The sequence below is a fragment of the Halorientalis sp. LT38 genome (assembly GCF_037031225.1).
Lineage (GTDB): Archaea > Halobacteriota > Halobacteria > Halobacteriales > Haloarculaceae > Halorientalis > Halorientalis halophila.
In genome coordinates, this window is record NZ_JAYEZN010000001.1 from 2,175,888 (window position 1) to 2,193,643 (window position 17,756).

The 17,756-nt window shown below is 67.4% G+C and carries 21 protein-coding genes and 1 tRNA gene; 19 read left to right on the forward strand and 3 right to left on the reverse strand.

Translation table 11 applies throughout. The features are described 5' to 3' along the window. Nucleotides 1-17 precede the first annotated feature (17 nt). Entirely contained in the window at nucleotides 18-479 is a 462-nt protein-coding gene (locus U5918_RS11150) for a type II toxin-antitoxin system VapC family toxin (RefSeq protein ID WP_336001433.1), read from the reverse strand. Between the two features lies 1 nt (nucleotide 480). After that, nucleotides 481-738 carry an AbrB/MazE/SpoVT family DNA-binding domain-containing protein gene (locus U5918_RS11155; protein WP_336001434.1) on the reverse strand — a complete coding sequence of 86 codons (258 nt, stop codon included), beginning with the start codon at nucleotides 736-738 and terminating at the stop codon, nucleotides 481-483. 154 nt (nucleotides 739-892) lie between these two features. On the opposite strand from U5918_RS11155, the gene U5918_RS11160 reads away from it, so the two are divergent. Further along, on the forward strand, nucleotides 893-2,986 hold the full coding sequence (locus U5918_RS11160) for a DEAD/DEAH box helicase (protein WP_336001435.1): 2,094 nt from the start codon (nucleotides 893-895) through the stop codon (nucleotides 2,984-2,986). Between the two features lie 70 nt (nucleotides 2,987-3,056). Beyond that, a complete protein-coding gene (locus U5918_RS11165; protein WP_336001436.1) occupies nucleotides 3,057-5,009 on the forward strand; it encodes an ICP22 family protein in 1,953 nt (650 codons plus the stop codon). 18 nt (nucleotides 5,010-5,027) lie between these two features. On the opposite strand, the gene U5918_RS11170 is transcribed toward U5918_RS11165, so the two are convergent. After that, complete coding sequence (locus U5918_RS11170; protein ID WP_336001437.1) at nucleotides 5,028-6,830, reverse strand: L-aspartate oxidase; 1,803 nt, start codon at nucleotides 6,828-6,830, stop codon at nucleotides 5,028-5,030. Between the two features lie 251 nt (nucleotides 6,831-7,081). Here U5918_RS11170 and U5918_RS11175 point away from each other — a divergent pair, with 251 nt between their 5' ends. The 17 genes from U5918_RS11175 (at nucleotide 7,082) to U5918_RS11255 (ending at nucleotide 17,756) form a co-directional block, all read left to right on the forward strand. Next, nucleotides 7,082-8,953 (forward strand): SLC13 family permease, encoded by a 1,872-nt coding sequence (locus U5918_RS11175; RefSeq protein ID WP_336003324.1) that lies wholly within the window; start codon nucleotides 7,082-7,084, stop codon nucleotides 8,951-8,953. Nucleotides 8,954-8,996: 43 nt separating this feature from the next. Then, nucleotides 8,997-9,069, forward strand: a tRNA-Pro gene (locus U5918_RS11180). A gap of 179 nt (nucleotides 9,070-9,248) precedes the next feature. Then, a complete protein-coding gene (locus tag U5918_RS11185) occupies nucleotides 9,249-9,809 on the forward strand; it encodes an RNA polymerase sigma factor (RefSeq protein ID WP_336001438.1) in 561 nt (186 codons plus the stop codon). A gap of 169 nt (nucleotides 9,810-9,978) precedes the next feature. After that, nucleotides 9,979-10,437, forward strand: coding sequence for a hypothetical protein (locus tag U5918_RS11190; RefSeq protein ID WP_336001439.1), 459 nt, complete (start codon nucleotides 9,979-9,981; stop codon nucleotides 10,435-10,437). Next, on the forward strand, nucleotides 10,430-10,957 hold the full coding sequence (locus tag U5918_RS11195) for a DNA cytosine methyltransferase (RefSeq protein ID WP_336001440.1): 528 nt from the start codon (nucleotides 10,430-10,432) through the stop codon (nucleotides 10,955-10,957). Before U5918_RS11190 ends, U5918_RS11195 begins: the two co-directional genes overlap by 8 nt. Before the next feature lie 391 nt (nucleotides 10,958-11,348). Next, complete coding sequence (locus U5918_RS11200) at nucleotides 11,349-11,510, forward strand: hypothetical protein (RefSeq protein WP_336001441.1); 162 nt, start codon at nucleotides 11,349-11,351, stop codon at nucleotides 11,508-11,510. A gap of 234 nt (nucleotides 11,511-11,744) precedes the next feature. Then, entirely contained in the window at nucleotides 11,745-12,812 is a 1,068-nt protein-coding gene (locus U5918_RS11205) for a hypothetical protein (RefSeq protein ID WP_336001442.1), read from the forward strand. Next, complete coding sequence (locus U5918_RS11210) at nucleotides 12,809-13,390, forward strand: hypothetical protein (protein ID WP_336001443.1); 582 nt, start codon at nucleotides 12,809-12,811, stop codon at nucleotides 13,388-13,390. The genes U5918_RS11205 and U5918_RS11210 overlap by 4 nt, the downstream gene beginning before the upstream one ends. Further along, nucleotides 13,390-13,929 carry a hypothetical protein gene (locus tag U5918_RS11215; RefSeq protein ID WP_336001444.1) on the forward strand — a complete coding sequence of 180 codons (540 nt, stop codon included), beginning with the start codon at nucleotides 13,390-13,392 and terminating at the stop codon, nucleotides 13,927-13,929. Before U5918_RS11210 ends, U5918_RS11215 begins: the two co-directional genes overlap by 1 nt. Continuing rightward, nucleotides 13,919-14,560 (forward strand): hypothetical protein, encoded by a 642-nt coding sequence (locus U5918_RS11220; protein WP_336001445.1) that lies wholly within the window; start codon nucleotides 13,919-13,921, stop codon nucleotides 14,558-14,560. The genes U5918_RS11215 and U5918_RS11220 overlap by 11 nt, the downstream gene beginning before the upstream one ends. Then, complete coding sequence (locus U5918_RS11225; protein WP_336001446.1) at nucleotides 14,553-15,326, forward strand: ATP-binding protein; 774 nt, start codon at nucleotides 14,553-14,555, stop codon at nucleotides 15,324-15,326. Before U5918_RS11220 ends, U5918_RS11225 begins: the two co-directional genes overlap by 8 nt. Next, nucleotides 15,323-15,475, forward strand: a complete 153-nt coding sequence (locus U5918_RS11230) for a hypothetical protein (protein ID WP_336001447.1) — start codon at nucleotides 15,323-15,325, stop codon at nucleotides 15,473-15,475. Before U5918_RS11225 ends, U5918_RS11230 begins: the two co-directional genes overlap by 4 nt. Before the next feature lie 84 nt (nucleotides 15,476-15,559). After that, entirely contained in the window at nucleotides 15,560-15,853 is a 294-nt protein-coding gene (locus U5918_RS11235; protein WP_336001448.1) for a hypothetical protein, read from the forward strand. Between the two features lie 2 nt (nucleotides 15,854-15,855). Further along, a complete protein-coding gene (locus tag U5918_RS11240; protein ID WP_336001449.1) occupies nucleotides 15,856-16,332 on the forward strand; it encodes a hypothetical protein in 477 nt (158 codons plus the stop codon). A gap of 1 nt (nucleotide 16,333) precedes the next feature. After that, the gene (locus tag U5918_RS11245; RefSeq protein ID WP_336001450.1) at nucleotides 16,334-17,056 is read left to right on the forward strand and encodes a hypothetical protein; all 723 of its coding nucleotides are present in this window, start codon (nucleotides 16,334-16,336) and stop codon (nucleotides 17,054-17,056) included. Nucleotides 17,057-17,060: 4 nt separating this feature from the next. Continuing rightward, complete coding sequence (locus U5918_RS11250) at nucleotides 17,061-17,324, forward strand: hypothetical protein (RefSeq protein WP_336001451.1); 264 nt, start codon at nucleotides 17,061-17,063, stop codon at nucleotides 17,322-17,324. An 87-nt stretch (nucleotides 17,325-17,411) separates the two neighbouring features. Then, nucleotides 17,412-17,756 (forward strand): hypothetical protein, encoded by a 345-nt coding sequence (locus U5918_RS11255; RefSeq protein ID WP_336001452.1) that lies wholly within the window; start codon nucleotides 17,412-17,414, stop codon nucleotides 17,754-17,756.

The following is a 17,756-nucleotide window of genomic DNA, read 5'->3' on the forward strand; positions in this document are numbered from 1 at the left end:
GCTCTGACGCCGTCCCGTCAGGTCCCGTGTTCGTGGAACCGTTCGAGAACCTCCCCTGGAACCGGGTTGACGTACTCGAAGGGCTCGGTCTCGCACAAACGCTCGAAGTCCGCGTCGGTCGTCACCAGCTGATCGGCGTCCGATTCGCGAGCGAGTGCCAAATAGAAACAGTCGTACACGTCGTGGTTCTTCTCGGCACTGATCTCGTAGGCCGTCCGGATCGTCTCTCCGTCGACGTCGACGAACTCCATCGGATACTGGAGTATCGAAGAGACGGCGTTCCGAGCCTCGACCGTCGCGAATCCCATGTCCTCGAGGACCCACTGAACCCGGAGCGGGAGGTATCCGAACATGAGCAACTGGTTCTGTCCCCGAAGCGTGGGGACGAGTTCGTTCGCCACGTACGAGTGCCCGGGATGGTCCTCGACGAGCTGGATCGAGAGTACGTTCAGGTCCGGGAGCACGCGCTCGGTCGCCATGTCAGCGACCACCGAACGTCCCTTCGCCTGCGTCGCGGAACGTCTCGTCGCCCCATTCCCCACCGCGAGTCAGGGTCTCCAGGTCCGGCAACTGTCGGACCAGTCGAATGTCCCCGCCTTCGCGGACCACCTCGAACGTCGTTCCGTCGTCCAGCTGGAGTTCGTCCCGGAGCGACTTGGGTATCGTCAGGCGGCCCCGGTGATTCAACTCGGCCGTCCCGTACGTCTCTCCGCTCTCGTCAGGACTGTTTGAACTCATACCATCACCATACTTGATTCAGATGGCTTCAATCACCATTAGGTCTGGGGTCGATCGAGATCGGACAATTCTCGTCCGGGCGCACGAACTCGAGCGGCCCGCTCTCGGCCCGGGTTCCGAGCGACTGAAATACCGCGATTGCCTACACCTTCTCGTGTCACGGCAGGTCGCGCAGGTGGATACGCTCTTCCTCCACGAGGACGGCGACGACTACCGGGTCGCCGTCCAGCGGGACGGCGCCCGGCTGTTCCAGGCCGTCCTCGAACTGAAGGAGACCGACGCTGGCCCACGGCCTGGTCGGTTCCGGATCAAGGAGGGCACGAGCGAGGAGCCGCGCAGCCCCGACGAGTTCGTCGACATCGCGCGGCGAGCCTCGCGCATCCGCATCTCACAGCAGACCTCACACGGCGCCCGACAGCGCCTCCTGGCGATGCTCGACGGCTACCAGCTCGACGCGAAGGTCGTCCGGACCTGCCGCTTCTGCGCCAACGACGGCCGCTACTCGCCGATCACGAGCGAGACGGCTATCGAGACCGACGACGAGTCGATCTGTCCCGACTGCGCCAAGGAGGAACTGGACCGCCAGATCACGATGCAGGGCTCGATGAGTTCGAGCGCCCGCGAGCGCCTCGAAGAGCTCCTGCTCGACGTCCAGGACCTCGACCGCATCACCAACCTGCTGGAGGGACGCCTCGACCCCGACCTGACGAAGTTCGACGAGATCAGTGCGACGCTCGACGAGGTCGACCCCGTTCGCGTGGACTCGCTGGACCTGCACCCGGGCATCCAGTCGAAACTCGAGGGCCGGTTCGACGAACTGCTGCCCGTCCAGAGCCTGGCGGTCGAGAACGAGGTCCTGCAGGGCCGCGATCAACTCGTGGTCAGCGCCACGGCCACAGGCAAAACGCTGATCGGCGAGATGGCCGGCCTCGACAGGGTACTCAACGGGCAAGGGAAGATGCTCTTCCTCGTTCCCCTGGTCGCGCTGGCCAACCAGAAACACGAGTCCTTCGAGGAACGCTACGGCGACATCGCGGACGTGACGATCCGGGTGGGCGCCAGCCGGATCAACGACGACGGCAACCGCTTCTCTCCCGACGCCGACATCATCGTCGGTACCTACGAAGGTATCGACCACGCGCTGCGGACCGGCAAGGACCTGGGCGACATCGGGACGGTCGTCATCGACGAGGTCCACACGCTGGGTGAGGAGGAGCGAGGCCACCGACTCGACGGGCTGATCTCGCGGCTCAAGCACTATACAGAGACCGGCGGGTCGACGAAGGCGACCCGGAACGCGCGAACGGGCAGCGCCCGTGAGCGAAACCAGAGCCCAGACGGCACCCAGTACATCTACCTCTCGGCGACGGTCGGCAATCCCGGGCAACTGGCCGAGGAGCTCCGGGCGCAGTTGATCGAGTTCGAGGAGCGACCGGTGCCGATCGAGCGCCACCTCACCTTCGCGGACGGCCGCGAGAAGCTCGAGATCGAGGACAAACTGGTCAAGCGGGCGTTCGACCAGGAGTCCTCGAAGGGGTATCGCGGGCAGACGATCGTCTTCACCAACTCCCGGCGGCGGTGTCACGAGATCTCCCGGAAGTTGCGGTACGACTCGGCCCCCTACCACGCCGGGCTGGACTACAAGCGCCGGAAGACGGTCGAACGACAGTTCGCCGACCAGGACCTCGCGGCGGTCGTGACGACGGCGGCGCTGGCGGCGGGCGTCGACTTCCCGGCCTCGCAGGTCATCTTCGACTCGCTGGCGATGGGCATCGAGTGGCTGACCGTCCAGGAGTTCGAGCAGATGCTCGGCCGGGCGGGCCGCCCGGACTACCACGACCAGGGGACGGTGTACATGCTGGTCGAACCCGACGGCGTCTACCACAACAGCATGGAGATGACCGAGGACGAGGTGGCGTTCAAGCTCCTCAAAGGCGACATGGAGCCGGTGATCACTCGCTACGACGAGGGCGCGGCCGTCGAGGAGACGCTGGCGAACGTCACCGTCGCTGGCAAAGCGGCCAAACGGCTCAACGACCGGATGGTCGGCGAGGTGCCGACCAAACACGCGCTGGGCAAACTCCTCGAATACGAGTTCATCGACGGCCTGGAACCCACGCCGCTGGGCCGGGCCGTGACGCGGCACTTCCTCGCGCCCGATCAGGCCTTCCTGATGCTCGACGGGATCCGGAAGGGGAAGGAGCCGGGCGCCATCGTCGCGGACATGGAGCTTCGCGAGACGGAGTGATCGGCCTACCGGTCGGCCGGCTGACGGGTCGCCCGTAACACATATTCACACCGCGCACCCAGACGAGGCCATGGGGCTTTTCGACTCGGTCCGCGGGCTGGTCTCGGGGGACGCCGAGCCGGCGGACGACGACGGGGACGGGGCGGATGGGGAGCGACCGGATCCGACGCCGACGACGTTCCGCAACAAGGCCGCCGACGCCGTCGCCGACTGGGACGCCTACGAGCTGGACTTCTCGCTCGACTCGCTCTCACGGCTCGACCGGTTCGCCGCACAGCAGGGCGCGAAACTCGACGTCATGCACGAGGAGGGCGACGAGTCGGTCGCCGACCTCCACACCCGCTACACGATCCAGGCCGGCAGCTACCTCGGCGAGGTCCTGGTCCGGGAACGCGACGGCGAGTGGGTCGAGAACGGCGACACGTGGGCCGTGGCCGTCGAGCGCGACGGCGAGCCCGTCACCGTCGACGTCTTCGAACTGGCCGGCCACGCCTTCGCCGAGGACCCCGTCTTCGGCGAGGTGGCCGACCGCTTCACCGACGGCGACGGCGACCCCGAGCCGGACGAGCCCGACGACGAACCGGCCACCGTCGACGCCGACGGGTTCGCCGCCGAGGCCGAGGAACTGGCTGCGCTCTGGGACGACTACGATCTGGACTTCTCGCCGCGGTCGCTCGCGCGGCTCGACCGGCTCGCGGACGCGGAGTGGGACGCGAGTCGCTTCGCCGATGCCGAACTCGGCGGCGAGGACATGGACTCGGGGATGTTCACGGAACTGGTCAAGCAACTCGGTAGCTACTACGGCGAGGTCCTGGTCCGCAGCCTCGACGCCGAGTGGACCCGCAAGGACGGCGACCCGGTCGTCGCGGTCGAGGGGAACACGAACGCGCCCGCCATTCCGGTCTCGGTCTTCTCGGTCGCCGCGGATTCGCTCACCGGTCCGGCCGTCTTCGCGACCCGGTTCAACGAACTCACCGACCGCGCGAACCTCGAAGTGCCGGACGTGGCAACGACGGCGGGCGTGACCCCCAGCACGGAGACGCCGGCCGCGACCGATCGAGAAGACGAGGAGCTGACCGCCGTGACGCCCGACGACCCGGCGGCGCCCGGGGCCGAAGAGACAGACGCGGACGGCGACGAGACGTCCGGTGGCAATCCCGACGGGTCGGCCGGCGTGGCGCCACCCGAAGTCGCCGAGTCTGCGGGGTCCGACGAGCCGGACGCGCTGGCCGAAGCCGCGACCGGCGGTGGGCCGACCGACGTCGACACCGAGCCCGATGGATCCGACACCGACGACTCGACGACGGAAGAAGACTCCTACGAAGGAAACGAGGGTGAGAGCGATGCGACGGGCGAGGAGGCCGACACGGCCACCGACGTCGAGGACCAGTCGCCGCTGGAGACGGCCATCGCGGAGACGGTCGCAGCAGGGGTAGTCGACCGCTCCGACGAGGACGGCGAGTCGGCGGCCGGCGCCGAAACAGCCGACCCCGCCGGCGGAACCGACGACCCCGAGACGGGAGAGACGCAAGAAGCCGAGACCGACGCGTCGGAGCCGGAAGACGAGGAGCGCGAGGCCCTCGCTGCGGAGATCAGCGACGGCGCGCCGGCCGAGTCAGGGCCGACGCTCCCGTCGCCGGACGAACTCCAGGACGACGCCGAGGCCTTCGCGGCGACGTATCCGGGCTACGACCTGGATTTCTCGCCGGACTCGCTCTCGCGCCTCGACGAACTCGTCGCCGAGGAGTACGACGCCGCGGCCTTCGCGGGCTTCTCGCTCGACGCGCCGAACTCGCAGTTCCAGATCGACCGCGTCACCGAGGCCGGCGGCTACTTCGCGCTGGTGATCGAGGCGACCGTCGGCGGGGAGTGGGAGCGAACCGAGGAGGGCCTGCAGTTCGTCGTCGAGGGGGCGACGGGGGTCGCGCGGCTGGACCCGCTCGGCGTCGCGGCCGGGTGCTTCCGCGGCGACGACTCCTTCGCCGCGACCTACGCGGCGATCCGCGACCGGTTGAACGCGTGAGGCGGCGCGGTCGTCGCCTCACTCGAGGTGGTGGTAGTCGAGTTCGTACCCTTCGTCGAGCGCCCGCTGCACTCGTTCACTGGGCGCTCCGACGGTCCGGGTCGACAGTCTGACCTCGTCACCGTCCCCGAGCGTCACGAGGACGTTCCTCCGCCAGTCCGGATCGACGTCCGGGTAGTCGGTCCGGTAGTGCGCGCCCCGCGATTCCGTCCGGCGGGCGGCGGCTCCCAGAACCGCGTCGGCGAGCGTGAGCATGAAGCCCAGGTCGACGGCGTACTCGAACGGCCGATCGCTGCGGTCGCCGGCGAGGCCGATGTGGCGGGCACGCTCGCGCAGGGCGGCCACTGCCGTCCGACCGTCGGCGAGCGACGGGCCGTCCCGGCGGATACCGGCGTGCTCCCAGAGCAACGCGCGCAGTTCCGCTATCAGCGCGTCGGGGTCTTCGTCGCCGTCGGCGGCGGCGAGCGCGGCCAGGCGGTCGAACTCGCGTTCGGCGATCGCGCGGACGTGCTCGGGGAGCGGGTCGACCTCACGTGGTTCGTACGTGGTGGCGACGTGATCGCCGACGATCGCCCCTAGCGCGACGGTCTCGGCAAGCGAGTTGCCGCCGAGCCGGTTGGCGCCGTGGACGCCGGCGGTGGTCTCGCCCACTGCGTACAGCCGGTCGACGGCCGTCTCGCCGGTCGCGAAGTCGATGTCGACGCCGCCCATGGTGTAGTGGGCCGTCGGGGCGACCTCGACCGGCTCCTCGGCCAGGTCGACGCCCAGCGACTGGAACCGCTCGTACATGTTGGGGAGTCGTTCCCGGATGAACGATCGGTCGCGGTGGCTGATGTCGAGGTAGACGCCGCCGTCGGCCGTCCCGCGACCGGCGTCGACCTCCGTCTGGATGGCGCGGGCCACCACGTCGCGGGCGTCGAGTTCCATCTGATCCGGCGAGTACCGCTCCATGAACCGCTCTCCTTCCGCGTTGTAGAGGCGGCCGCCCTCGCCGCGGACCGCTTCCGTCACGAGGCGGCCGTTCCAGTCGTCGTCCCACTCGGGATCGGCGACCATGCCGGTGGGGTGGAACTGGACGAACTCCACGTCGAGCAGGCTCGCGCCGGCGTCGAGGGCCAGGGCGGGCCCGTCGCCGGTGTTCTCGTCGTCGCGGGAGGAGTGGCGCGACCACAGCGCCGAGAACCCGCCGGCGGCCAGGACGACGTGACTCGCCCGGAACAGAATCTCGTGGCCGTCGTCCATGTCGGAGGCGACTGCGCCGTAGGCGCGCTCGCCGTCCGACAGGAGTTTCGTGACCATGACGTTCTCCCGATAGGGAATCTCCAGCGACTGCGCTCGCTCGACCAGCGTGTCGAGGATGGCCTCCCCCGTTCGATCGCCGACGAAGCAGGTCCGCCGGAACGACTGGGCCCCGAAGTAGCGCTGGTCGATCTTCCCGTCGGGCGTCCGGGCGAACTCGGTGCCCCACTCGTCGAGTTCGCGGATGCGATCCGGCATCGCCCGCGTCACCGTCTCGACGGCCGTCGGGTCGTTGAGGTAGTGCCCCTCGTCGATGGTGTCGGCCGCGTGGATCGCCCAGTCGTCGTCCGGGTCGAGGCTCCCGAGCGCGGCGTTGATCCCACCGGCGGCCCAGACCGTGTGTGCGTCACCGAAGTCACGCTTGCCGACGACGAGCGAGTCGATCCCCTGTTCGGCCAGTGCGATGGCCGTCCGGGCGCCCGCGGCGCCGGCCCCGATTACCAGCACCGGAACCGTGACCTCCTCGTACTCTCCGTGTTCGACGTCGGACGCGTCGGTCTCGACCGGTGTGATAGTAGTCATAATTCGTATGTGTCCTCGGTTATTGCTAGGGGATCTGCGCTCAAGTATGCTGCGTCGAAACGGCTATCAGTGTGTGGCACAAGGCTCTAAAACCAGATTTGGGGTGAATATCTTCCGCCGGATAATGTGCGAGAAACGGTTGTACTGAAACGTTACACGTTCGGCGGATCGGTCGCTCGTCGACACCCTCTGGTTTTTCAAGCGTCGCCCGAGATGGGATGCCCGTGGCACTCGCGCCCATCACGCCCGGGATGGTGTTCGTCTTCGCGCTGATCCTCGTCGCGCTCGTGCTGTTCGCGACGGAGCCGGTGCCCATCGACATCACGGCCATCGGCGTGATGGTGGCGCTGTTGCTCGTCGAACCCCTCTCGGCGCTGGCCGCGGACGTCGGCCTGCTCGCCGAGCCGCTCGTGGTCCTCAGCGACCCCGAACGGGGCATCACGGCGGTCGACCGCGGCATCTCCGGCTTCGCGAACCCGGCGACGATCACCGTCCTCGCGATGTTCATCCTGAGCGCCGGGGTCCAGCGTACCGGAATCATCCAGATCGTCGGCCGGAAGATCGCGGGGGTCACCCGGGACAGCGAGTCCCGCCAGCTGGGCGCGACCATCGGTTTCGTCAGCCCGATCTCGGGCTTCATCAACAACACCGCCGCGGTCGCGATCCTGTTGCCGATGGTCACCGATCTCGCCCACGAGGGCAACACCTCTCCCTCGAAGCTCCTCCTGCCGCTCTCCTACGCCTCGATGTTCGGCGGCATGCTGACCCTGATCGGGACGTCGACGAACATCCTCGCCTCCGACATCGCCGGCCGCCTCGCGGTGCAGTACCCGACGCTGGACCTCCGCTCGTTCACGATGTTCGAGTTCACGCAACTGGGGCTCGTGCTGACGATCGTCGGCGCGGCCTACCTGCTCACCGTCGGGCGGTGGCTCACGCCCGCGCGGATCAAACCCAACGAGGACCTCACCGAGGAGTTCGAGATGGGCGAGTACCTGACGGAGGTGATCGTCCGCGAGGACTCGCCGGCGGTCGGCCAGACCGTGCGCGAGGCCATGGCGACCTTCGACTTCGACGTCGACCTGATCCAGTTGATCCGCGACGACGAGGTCTTCCTCGAACCGCTCGGCCAGAAGACGATCCGGCCCGGCGACGTGTTCGCGATCCGCACCGACCGCGACACCCTCGTCGAGGTGAGCGACGCCGAGGGGTTCGACCTCCTGCCCCAGGTGGAGGTCGACGACGCGGAACTGGAGGCCGCCAACGAACGGACGAACCTCGTCGAGGTCGTCGTCGCGCCCGGCGCGGGGCTGGTCGGCGAGACGCTCGTCAGTTCGGAGTTTCGCCAGCAGTTCGACGCGACCGTCCTCGCGCTCCGCCGCGGCGGCGAGGTGTTCCGCAAGCGCATGGACCACGTCAAGCTCCGGGTCGGTGACACCCTGCTCGTCCAGGGGTCCCCCGAGTCGCTGAACCGACTGCACCGGAACCGCGACTTCATCGTCGCCGCCGAGGTCGAACGCCCCGACTTCCGGCAGTCGAAGATCCCGATCGCGCTGGGGATCGTCGTCGGCGTCGTCACGCTCGCGGCCGTCGACGTGCTCCCCATCGTCACCGCGGCGCTCGCCGGCTCGCTCGGGATGGTCCTGACCGGCTGTCTGCGCCCGACGGAGGTCTACGAGTCCGTCCAGTGGGACGTCATCTTCCTGCTCGCCGGCGTCATCCCACTCGGGATCGCCATGGAGCAGACCGGCGGCGCCGACCTGATCGCCGACCTCGTCGTGCTCGCCTCGGGCTCGCTGCCGATCATCGCGGTGCTGGGCCTGATGTACGTCGTGACCGCCCTGCTGACCAACGTCATCAGCAACAACGCCAGCGTCGTGCTCATGGTCCCCGTCGCCGTGACCGTCGCCCAGGAACTGGGCGCCTCGGCGTTCTCCTTCGTGCTGGCCGTGACCTTCGCCGCCTCGACGGCCTTCATGACGCCCGTCGGCTACCAGACCAACCTCTTCGTCTACGGCCCCGGCGGCTACCGCTTCACCGACTACATCCGCGTTGGCGGGCCCCTCCAGTTGCTCTTCGCCGTCGCCACGACGCTCGGCATCGCCTTCTTCTTCGGCGTGTGAGCAACGAAACGCTTACTTCCGGGCGGGCGGGAAATCAACTCGCGGGACCGTGGGTTAGCCTGGTATACTTCGGGCCTTGGGTGCCCGTGACCCCGGTTCAAATCCGGGCGGTCCCATTCCCACTTAAGTAAACCGGTAGCTTTTGCTGCAAACGCGCGGCCAACGAGGTGGTCCGCGTGAGTTCCGACACGCCGTCTCTCGACGACCTGCCGGACCCCGTGTGTGACTTCTGCGGGATGCCGATCACCGACGAGGCGTCACCCTGCACCGCTCGGGCTGAGGGGGTGTGCCGGCCATGAGCCGCGCACAGTCCCCCGGCTGGGCCGCCAGCGACGACCTGCCGGACCTGCTCGGCGGTACCCCCACGCTCTCGATGCCCGACGACTGGACGCTCTCAGGACCCTGGCAGCGCGCTCAGGAGGAGACCGACGAGGGCGGCCCCATCAACGACGCCGAGCGGATGGTCTACCTCTCGGGGAGCGACTACCCCCACCGCGTCACCTTCGCGCTCCAGGGCCGGACCCTGCTGGCTGACTGTGACTGCAAGGCCCACCGGTTCAACGACGGCTGGTGTAGCCACGTCGCCTCGTGCTGGTGGCAGTGGGTCCGCGGGGAGATCGTCGTCTCCCACGTCGACACCGGGCGCGAGTACCGGAGTCCACCAGGCTGGTTGCGCCTCGACGACCCGGTACCGACTGCCCTGGACGATCTGACGCCCGCCGAAACCGACGCTTTCCTCACCTGCGACCTGGCCGACGTTGGAGTCCGTGAGTACGCCGAGGAGAGCGGCCGCGCACCCGGCACCGTCGGGAACCTGCTGCGGCGAGCCCGCGATAAGGTAGGTGGTCGGCGGTGACGGGGGAGGGTCCCGACTCACTCCTGAGCGGACGGGAGGGGGGCTGTCCGCCACCATACCGCGCAGTGGAAACCGACCCGTCGAATCGGACCCCCCGGATGCGGGGGTCGCCGACCCCCGTTTCAACTGTGTCCGCACAGTTGTCGGCATCTGCGGACAGGAGGGCAGCATGAGCGGGACGCGCCTGCCGGGCGACTCAGAGGCCAATGACCGGCACAAGAGCGACCTGCGCGCCGAGACGCGGCTGTCCGGTGACCTGGGCGCTCGGTTCGAGGAGTTCATGGACGCCCACGACGCCAGCAAGAGCGAGGTTCTGCGGGAGGCCCTCGACGAGTTCCTGCCGTCGTCGGCGAACTCCGAGTACCTCCTTCCCCGCGATCCCGACCTGAAAGACGCCTACCTGGCGCTGGCTGGCACTGACGAAAAGCGCGTGATGCCCGTCTCGAAGGCCGAGAGCATCCTCAGCCAGCAGACTCACCCCAACGAGCCCAAGGAACTGATCCGGGACGATGTACTGCGGGAACTCGACGGGACCGGTCTGCTCAACGTGGTGAGCGGCCGGGTCGCGGTGCTGCCGCTGACGTCGCGCGACGACGTGGCCCCGACCGACGGTGATCGGGATGAGTGACGACGGCGCTGGTCTGTTGCACGTCGACCTTGGAACCGGGCTCGGAGGGTGGACGGCACCGTTCAAGGACGCCGACGGCTGGCGGTCGGTCGGCATCGACATCCGCGACGACCTGAACGCGGACGTCGTCGGCGACATCCGAAACCTGCCGGTCAACTGTTCGCCGACGCTGCTGACGATGAGCCCGCCGTGTACAGCGTTCACCCGCCACCACTTGCCGTGGCTCGACGAGCCCCAGCCCGACATGACGCTAGTCCGGGCGTGTCTCGACGCCGTGGACGATCTCGACCCGGACTGGTGGGTGCTGGAGAACGTCCAGGGACTCAAGCGGTATTGGGGTCGTGAGGAAACGAAACGGGTTGGTCCCTACTACCTCTGGGGCGAGTTCCCCGCCTTCGACGTGGCGCTTTCGGACGGTGGGAAGATGAGCGTCAGCGGCGAGAACCCGGAAGAGCGGGCGAAGATTCCCTACGGGCTCGCGGACTCGCTCCGCCGCTCCGTGGAGGTGTTCGGACGATGAAGGGTATTGCCTACCGACGAAATCTGCGCAGGGTATCCTCTTGTATCGGGAGAAAGACTGGCTCCCCGGGATTGCCACCTGAGCCATCGTCGTCATCATCCTCCAAGCGTTCCAAAACAGCACTTGAAGCAATCACGAGGGTTCCTATCGTCGATACGGCCAGTAGGATTGTGGTGAATCCCATACAGGATTGGTGCTCAGGATTGCTAATAAGAATAGAGGGGGCCCCCACTCAAACACCTGAAACGGCCATATTTGGGCGTTTGAATGAGGGGGACCACACCAACACGAACCCCTCTATACCCGGATTCACTCGATATAGAGCGTCTCAAGCGGGTGTTTCAGTCCAGGGCTTAGTCTCACTAAGCCAACCTTCTGGAGGAGAGTCATTATGAGCGAAACTGGTACCGAGCGCTACCGGGTTGGCCTCCGCTGCCTCGCTCCCAGCTGTGGAAACGTCGCGGAGGACATCCGCGACCACAAACGCCACCTGGCCGACGCCGACCACCCGGACCACGGTGAGGTAGTCGTCGATCTACCAGCCCACTGGTAACCACTTCTCCCGCTCCCGTCGTTGCTTAATTGATTGATTGATTGATTACCTGACAGGTTTTATCACTAGCGACCGCTTTCGTGGCGGTATGGAGGCGATTGCTCAGTGCCCGAGGTAGAGTATGGGAACAGACCAGCAGCGAACGAGGCCCGCGACCAGTGGGCCGACCACCTGTGTAGCCAGGACGATCGGCGGCTGAAAACGGTAACTTTTGCTCCTGACACCCCTGACGACGTGCTCGACCAAGCCCGCCAGCAGGCGGCCGACAGCCGGGGCGAGGGGGGAGAAGGGGCCGGCCAGATCCCCCTGACCGACCACGAGAAGGGAGAAATCGACTTCTCGAACGGGCGGGCGAACGTGATGCACGCCCGCTCTACCAAAGGAATTGCCCGGTCGGAGGGGGTCGACGACTGGCTGGCCTACTACGACCCGCAGGCGACCGTCGACGAACACCGGGAGATCATGGCCCAAGCAGCAACCGAGGGCGGTGGTAAGCGGCGGGAGGACACCGAGACAGCAGACGAGAAGGCTGGTCGATACGCCCGGACGGCCCAGGGCGAGCAGTGCGACCGCGCCCGAGGCTTCTGCAAGGAGGGGGAACCCGACGCCTGCGAGTTCCTTCAGTCCCGGTGCGGTCTGTCGGAAAGCGAGACCCACGAACTGCTGAGAGAGGCGAAGGAGACGACCAGCGACGACCAGCAGCAAGACCAGCAGATCGAGGGGGCCGCCGCGGGGGCGCTTTCCCGCTCGTGGAGCGGGTACAAGGGGGCCGTTCGCCGGCTCGCCCAGGCTGTCGAGGCGGTCGAGCAGTCGTGGACCAACGCCCAGCAGGCGGCGAAGGCCATCAACAGCATCCGCGAGGCCCACGACCAGCAACCGATCCACTTCGACGTACTGGAGTCGGCGCAGGCGGATCTGCTGGATTTCGCCCGACAGGCGGCCGCTGACTGCCACGAGTGTCACGCCGACCACGAGGGCCACGACCACCCGACCGACGGGGAGATCGAGGACCTGACCGAGGCGGTGGTACCAGGCGACGACCAGCAACCCGACCAGCAGCGAGAGGCGGTGATCGAGACGGACGACCAGCAAACCCTGGCTGGTGAGCGGGCGAACGACCAGGCGCGGTTGGCTGGTGGTGAGCAGGGCGAGCAGGGCCAGGGCGAGGCGGTCGAGACGGTCGAGGAGAACCCCGGCGGCATCATGGCCGACGAGCGGGGCGAGACCAGCAGCGACGGCAGCACCGAGCAGCAGGTACCCGACGAGTTTCGGGTGGCGGAAGGCGGCCAGGAGACGCTATGACAGACTACACCTGCCCCATCGAGGGGTGCGACTACGGCGAACAGGGCGGTAAGAGCCTCGCGGCGGTGCGATCCCACGTCAACAGCAGCAGCAAGGACGGCCACGACTGGGACGAGGTGAAGGCCGACGTCGAGGCACAGGGCGAGGACGAACCCGACGACCCCGAGGAGACCGACGAGGAGGGAAACCCCTCTACGCCCGAGACGGAACCCGACTCGGGCCAGTCGAGCGACGAATCCTCAGAAGCCGATGAACCGGCCGACGACCAGCCCGAGGACACCACAGAGGAGGACGACGACGTGCCCACTACCGACGAACTCGACCGGCAGCAGCAGCGCCAGCAGACCGACGAAAACGGCCAGGACGACGGAGACACCGCCGATACGTCCGGCGGCGGGTCGGTCGGCATCCCCATCAGCCCGACCACGGCCGTTATCCTGGCCGCGGTGGTCCTGGCCGTGGTGGTCGCCTACCGGCTCCACAGCTCTCGCAGCGCCGACCTGACCGGCGGCACGCAGGCCAGCACCGACGAGCCAGACACGGACACCGACGGCCTCGGCGGGGGGTTGGTTGACTGATGCCCGATGATCCCGAGACTGCCGCTGCCGACGACGCTCCCGACGCCGACGAGCACACTGCCGACGCCGCCGACGCTGACGACCAGCCGGAGATCGACGACGAGGAGATGGCCGACTGGGGGTCCGTGGGTGACGAGCTAGACGACGACACTGGCGACGACCAGGACGACGAGCAAGACGACGCCGACGACGCCCAGGAGGAAGGTGCCGACGGCCCCAGCGGGCTCGATCCCGACGGGATGCAGACCTCGCTGGGTGACGTCTACTGCAACGCGCTCGGCATGGGCGCGGCGATCTCCCGCGAAAAGTGGGGCTCGCTGGAGGGTGACCGTTCCGAGGCGATGGAGGACTACGCGGACTTGGCCCGCCAGTTAGAGCTTGACGCCTACGTCGACGAGTGGCTCAAGCAGCAGGGCGGGATCGACCAACTCGGACCGGGCCAGGCGGCGCTGCTTATGTCGCTGATGTTCCCGGTCCTGGTGTGCATGGACGACCCGGACCTGGCGCAGAACGCCATGGAGGGGTTTGATGGATTCTAACCCGTTCGCGTCCCTGAAATCGGCCGGGACCGACCGCCTGCTGTCCCAATTCACACCGTCGCAGATCCCGCACGTTCAGCACGGCTCACGGGTCGCGGCCGTTCTTGAACACGAGCAGGCCAACGCCCTGAACCGGGCGCTGGACGCTGCCGGGATGGGCGAGGAGCAGATCCGCCACGACTGGCAGCAGCGGCAGGCCATGCTCCTACAGGTGGCCGATGCGGTCAGTAACCAGCAGTTTCGGGCGTGGTGGTTCGAGAACGTCGCCCCGCGGATCGTCGAGAACCCGGAGGATGCACAGGCACTCGCCGGGCTCGACGGCGACGAGTGGCGCGAGACACTCGAAGCCTGGCACGCCTCGGCCTACGGTCGCGGGCTGGTCGAGACGCCACCCTCCGAAGCCGGCCCGCGGGACCTGGCGCAGACGGCCGCGAACGTGGCCGAGAACCGCTTTGGCGTACCGCTTCGGGTGCTGGTCGCTCGGGTCGTCGCGTGGGACCAGGCCGCGGAGACGCGCCAACTACTGGCCGGCAACATCGACCACCACACCCACCTGATACGGCGGCTCGCAGACCACATCGAGCAGCAGAACGAACGCATCGAGGAACTGGAGGCTCAGGTAGATGAGTAGGGCGCTGCTGGCCGCAAAGAGCGGTTGGGGGAAGTCCTGGCTCGCCCAGCAGTGGACGGAGGACAACGCCCCCGACCACGACCTGACGGTGCTGCTTGACTACAAGGACGAGTACCGCGGACTCGTCAAAGCCGGCCTGGCGACCTGGGCGGCCGTCACCGACCGAGAGATGAGCATGACCGTCGAGGGCTGGCGGGAGTTTCTCGAAAGCAACGAACGGGTCGTACTTGCTCGGTCGGTCACAGACGAACAGTGGCAGGAGGTGGCCGCGAAGGTCGCCAGAGCCGTCCGCGGTAGCCAGTACACGGCCCTCGTGGTCATCGACGAGTCGCACTTTGTCGCGCCCCAGCGGACCGGTTACCCGGACGCGATTCGGGGGCTGGCGACGACCGGCCGCGGCGAGGGCGTGTCGTCGATGTGGATCACGCAACGGCTGTCGGAGATGGACGAAACGCCGGTCGCACAGTCCGACGTCCGGCTCATCGGGGGGCTGACGTCGGACGCGGACCTGGCGAAAGTCGGTTCGGCGGTCGACTACAACGAGCAGGTCCACAACCCGATGCAGCAGTCCGTCCGGGTCCCCGACGCCATCGACCGGGACGGCCAGCCCCTCCAGAAGTACGAGCAGGGCGGCCAGACCGTCGGCTCGGAGTGGATTCACAGCGACGACTCGGGGGCGATGCGCCGGATCGACTCGCGGGACCTCTCCATGCGGTCGACCCACTTCAGCCCGGACGGCAACACCCTCACGGTGCCAGGAACATGAGCAGGCTCACCTTCACCCTACACGGCGACCAGGCGGACCGCTTCGAGGAGATACAGGAGGAGATCGAGGAAACGACGGGCCACTCGGTCACTCGTCCGCGGGTCATCTCCGAGATGATGGAGGAGTGGAGCGGCACCGACTCACGGTGACGTCGTTTCACAGTCAACGGCTGTTTTCGACATAGACACGCTGTCGGGGCTATATTCGGACGTATCTGTAACGCCCCTGACGCAATGCCCGAACTGGCAGATAGTTTCGATGCGCTCACCGACGAGGACACCGTGGCCCGGAGTGCGGCCGTGGCCGGCGGCTACCTCGGGTCGAGCATGGCACAGTCGACGCTCGAAGGCGCGGCCCCCTTCGACGTCCCGAACGAACTTTTCGGCGTGGCCGTCGGCGGTCTCGGCTACGCCTACGCCCCGATGTACGGCGAGGAGATCCTGATGGGTGGCGTCGTCTACACCCTCGATGCCGCCGCGCAGCGGGTCGGCGTGAAGCAGTCGGTCACCAACCTGGGGGGTAACTGACGATGAGCAAGCCCCTCTCCAACATCAGCGACGAGGCGACCGAGCGGACGAACACGCCGGGTGAGATGACGCCCATCCTCGAACTCCAGCCGGAGGACGGTCTCGCCTGGATCATCGAGGCGATGGTCGCCCGCGGCAGTCAGGCGGGCATCCCGATCTTCGGCGGGTTCTACGACAGCAACGGCGACCCGCTCCCGCAGGACACCCGTTTCGCGGTGCAGTTCGAGACCCCGAACGACGACGACCGCCAGACCGTCACCGAGGTCTACGAGCACATCCGCGACTACCTCACGCTGGACCTCAAGGACCAGCAGAACGAGGAGTACATCGACTCGGTCAAGCACGTCCTGAAGGGGAGCCGGCTGGTCGTCGAGGATGTCGACACGCTGTACCTCAGCATCGAGTCCTCGGCAGAGATCGACTGGTCGCAGTCGGGCAGCCGGGTCAGCATCTCCGAGGACGCCGTGACGGAGGTCTGAGATGGCGGACGCCAAGGCCGTTCAGCAGGCGATGCGGCAGACCTCCGGCAGCAACAAGCGGTTCACGTCGCCGGACTTCGAAACGTCCGCCAACGAGACGGGGACCCGCTCGAAGATCGCGGAACACAAGGCCATCCGGCCGATGGTCGTCCGAGAAGGCGTTTCCTGGGACGTCCACCTGCCGGCCTACCAGGCCGAGACGACCGATGGTGACGACACGAACGATGAGACGTTCGCGCTCGACCACGACGTGATCGACGCGGACGGCGTGGCCGACGACGTCGTCATCTACGAGTCGGGGACCGACCGGACGGCGGACGCCACCGTCGACTACGAGAACAACGAGGTCACGCTGCCGACGCCCGCTGCGGACGTCGCAATCGACATCTGGTACATGAGCGACGCCCAGGCCCGCCTCGAAGTGCGGAAGGTCGCCCCCAGCAACTACCACGCCGACCTCACCGAGCGGGACGCGGGGATGCTCAACCTCCGCGACCAGTCGCGAGACCCGCTGACGTTCAACTTCGGCGACCCGTTCGGCGGCGCCATCCCGACGGACTGGAAGCTGGCCGTCTACGTCGACGCGCCGTACAAGGTGCGCTGGTCGGGCCAGGCCGGCGGCGCCACACCGCGAAACGGACTGTTCACGTTCCCCGTCCACCGGAAGGACGCGGAAGTACAGGGCCTCGAAGCCGTCGTCAAGAACCGTCTCGACCGGGTGTAGGGTCATGGGAGGACTCTACGATGACCCGGCCGGTCGCGGGCAGTATCACACCATGGGGCCGCCGGGGTCGGAGAGTCCGGCCCAACAGGCCCCGGCCGGTGTGGACTCGTCCGTGGCCGTCGGGCAGATCGGCGGCGAGACGGTGAACAGCCACCTCGATTCGTTCTTCGACAGCTCCGGCTGGACCCGCGAGGACGTGCTGGTCGTCGCGGCCGGCGTGCAGTTGGTCGCGTGGGCGGCGCTGCTGTACCTGGAGGTGAACGGATGAGCCAGGACACCACCGTCACGGTCGACGAGATGGACGAGGAGGAGATCGAGCAGGAGCGGCGGCGCATCTACGGGGGCGATAGCTCCGATGAGTGACGCGCCCCCGGACGGCGCGGTCGCCCTGTGCGAGCCGGAGACGGTCTCCTTGGAGAGCGGCCAGAAGGCGACCATCGAGTTCGAGCCGAAGAAGTCGGGGACGGTCGTTCGAGTCGTCACGCTGGCGATCTCGAAGTTTCCCGACTCAAGTTACCGGATCGAACTGGACGGAAACGACGAGTACGGCCCGGCGGCGCTCCCGCCCACCGACGTCGACGACATGGCGGGGATGTGGCGGCCGGCCAAGCGGGCGAACAACAGCATCACCGTGACGATCAAGAACCTGTCTCAGAACCCGCGAACGTACCACACCCAGCTAGTTGGGTGGGAGGAGTAA

Excerpts from the sequence above, each read along its gene's own strand:
- U5918_RS11150 (WP_336001433.1), bottom strand. The coding sequence starts at position 479 with ATGGCGACCGAGCGCGTGCTCCCGGACCTGAACGTACTCTCGATCCAG.
- U5918_RS11155 (WP_336001434.1), bottom strand. The coding sequence starts at position 738 with ATGAGTTCAAACAGTCCTGACGAGAGCGGAGAGACGTACGGGACGGCC.
- U5918_RS11165 (WP_336001436.1), top strand. The coding sequence starts at position 3,057 with ATGGGGCTTTTCGACTCGGTCCGCGGGCTGGTCTCGGGGGACGCCGAG.
- U5918_RS11170 (WP_336001437.1), bottom strand. The coding sequence starts at position 6,830 with ATGACTACTATCACACCGGTCGAGACCGACGCGTCCGACGTCGAACAC.
- U5918_RS11175 (WP_336003324.1), top strand. The coding sequence starts at position 7,082 with ATGGTGTTCGTCTTCGCGCTGATCCTCGTCGCGCTCGTGCTGTTCGCG.
- U5918_RS11185 (WP_336001438.1), top strand. The coding sequence starts at position 9,249 with ATGAGCCGCGCACAGTCCCCCGGCTGGGCCGCCAGCGACGACCTGCCG.
- U5918_RS11190 (WP_336001439.1), top strand. The coding sequence starts at position 9,979 with ATGAGCGGGACGCGCCTGCCGGGCGACTCAGAGGCCAATGACCGGCAC.
- U5918_RS11195 (WP_336001440.1), top strand. The coding sequence starts at position 10,430 with ATGAGTGACGACGGCGCTGGTCTGTTGCACGTCGACCTTGGAACCGGG.
- U5918_RS11200 (WP_336001441.1), top strand. The coding sequence starts at position 11,349 with ATGAGCGAAACTGGTACCGAGCGCTACCGGGTTGGCCTCCGCTGCCTC.
- U5918_RS11210 (WP_336001443.1), top strand. The coding sequence starts at position 12,809 with ATGACAGACTACACCTGCCCCATCGAGGGGTGCGACTACGGCGAACAG.
- U5918_RS11215 (WP_336001444.1), top strand. The coding sequence starts at position 13,390 with ATGCCCGATGATCCCGAGACTGCCGCTGCCGACGACGCTCCCGACGCC.
- U5918_RS11220 (WP_336001445.1), top strand. The coding sequence starts at position 13,919 with ATGGATTCTAACCCGTTCGCGTCCCTGAAATCGGCCGGGACCGACCGC.
- U5918_RS11225 (WP_336001446.1), top strand. The coding sequence starts at position 14,553 with ATGAGTAGGGCGCTGCTGGCCGCAAAGAGCGGTTGGGGGAAGTCCTGG.
- U5918_RS11230 (WP_336001447.1), top strand. The coding sequence starts at position 15,323 with ATGAGCAGGCTCACCTTCACCCTACACGGCGACCAGGCGGACCGCTTC.
- U5918_RS11235 (WP_336001448.1), top strand. The coding sequence starts at position 15,560 with ATGCCCGAACTGGCAGATAGTTTCGATGCGCTCACCGACGAGGACACC.
- U5918_RS11240 (WP_336001449.1), top strand. The coding sequence starts at position 15,856 with ATGAGCAAGCCCCTCTCCAACATCAGCGACGAGGCGACCGAGCGGACG.
- U5918_RS11245 (WP_336001450.1), top strand. The coding sequence starts at position 16,334 with ATGGCGGACGCCAAGGCCGTTCAGCAGGCGATGCGGCAGACCTCCGGC.
- U5918_RS11250 (WP_336001451.1), top strand. The coding sequence starts at position 17,061 with ATGGGAGGACTCTACGATGACCCGGCCGGTCGCGGGCAGTATCACACC.
- U5918_RS11255 (WP_336001452.1), top strand. The coding sequence starts at position 17,412 with ATGAGTGACGCGCCCCCGGACGGCGCGGTCGCCCTGTGCGAGCCGGAG.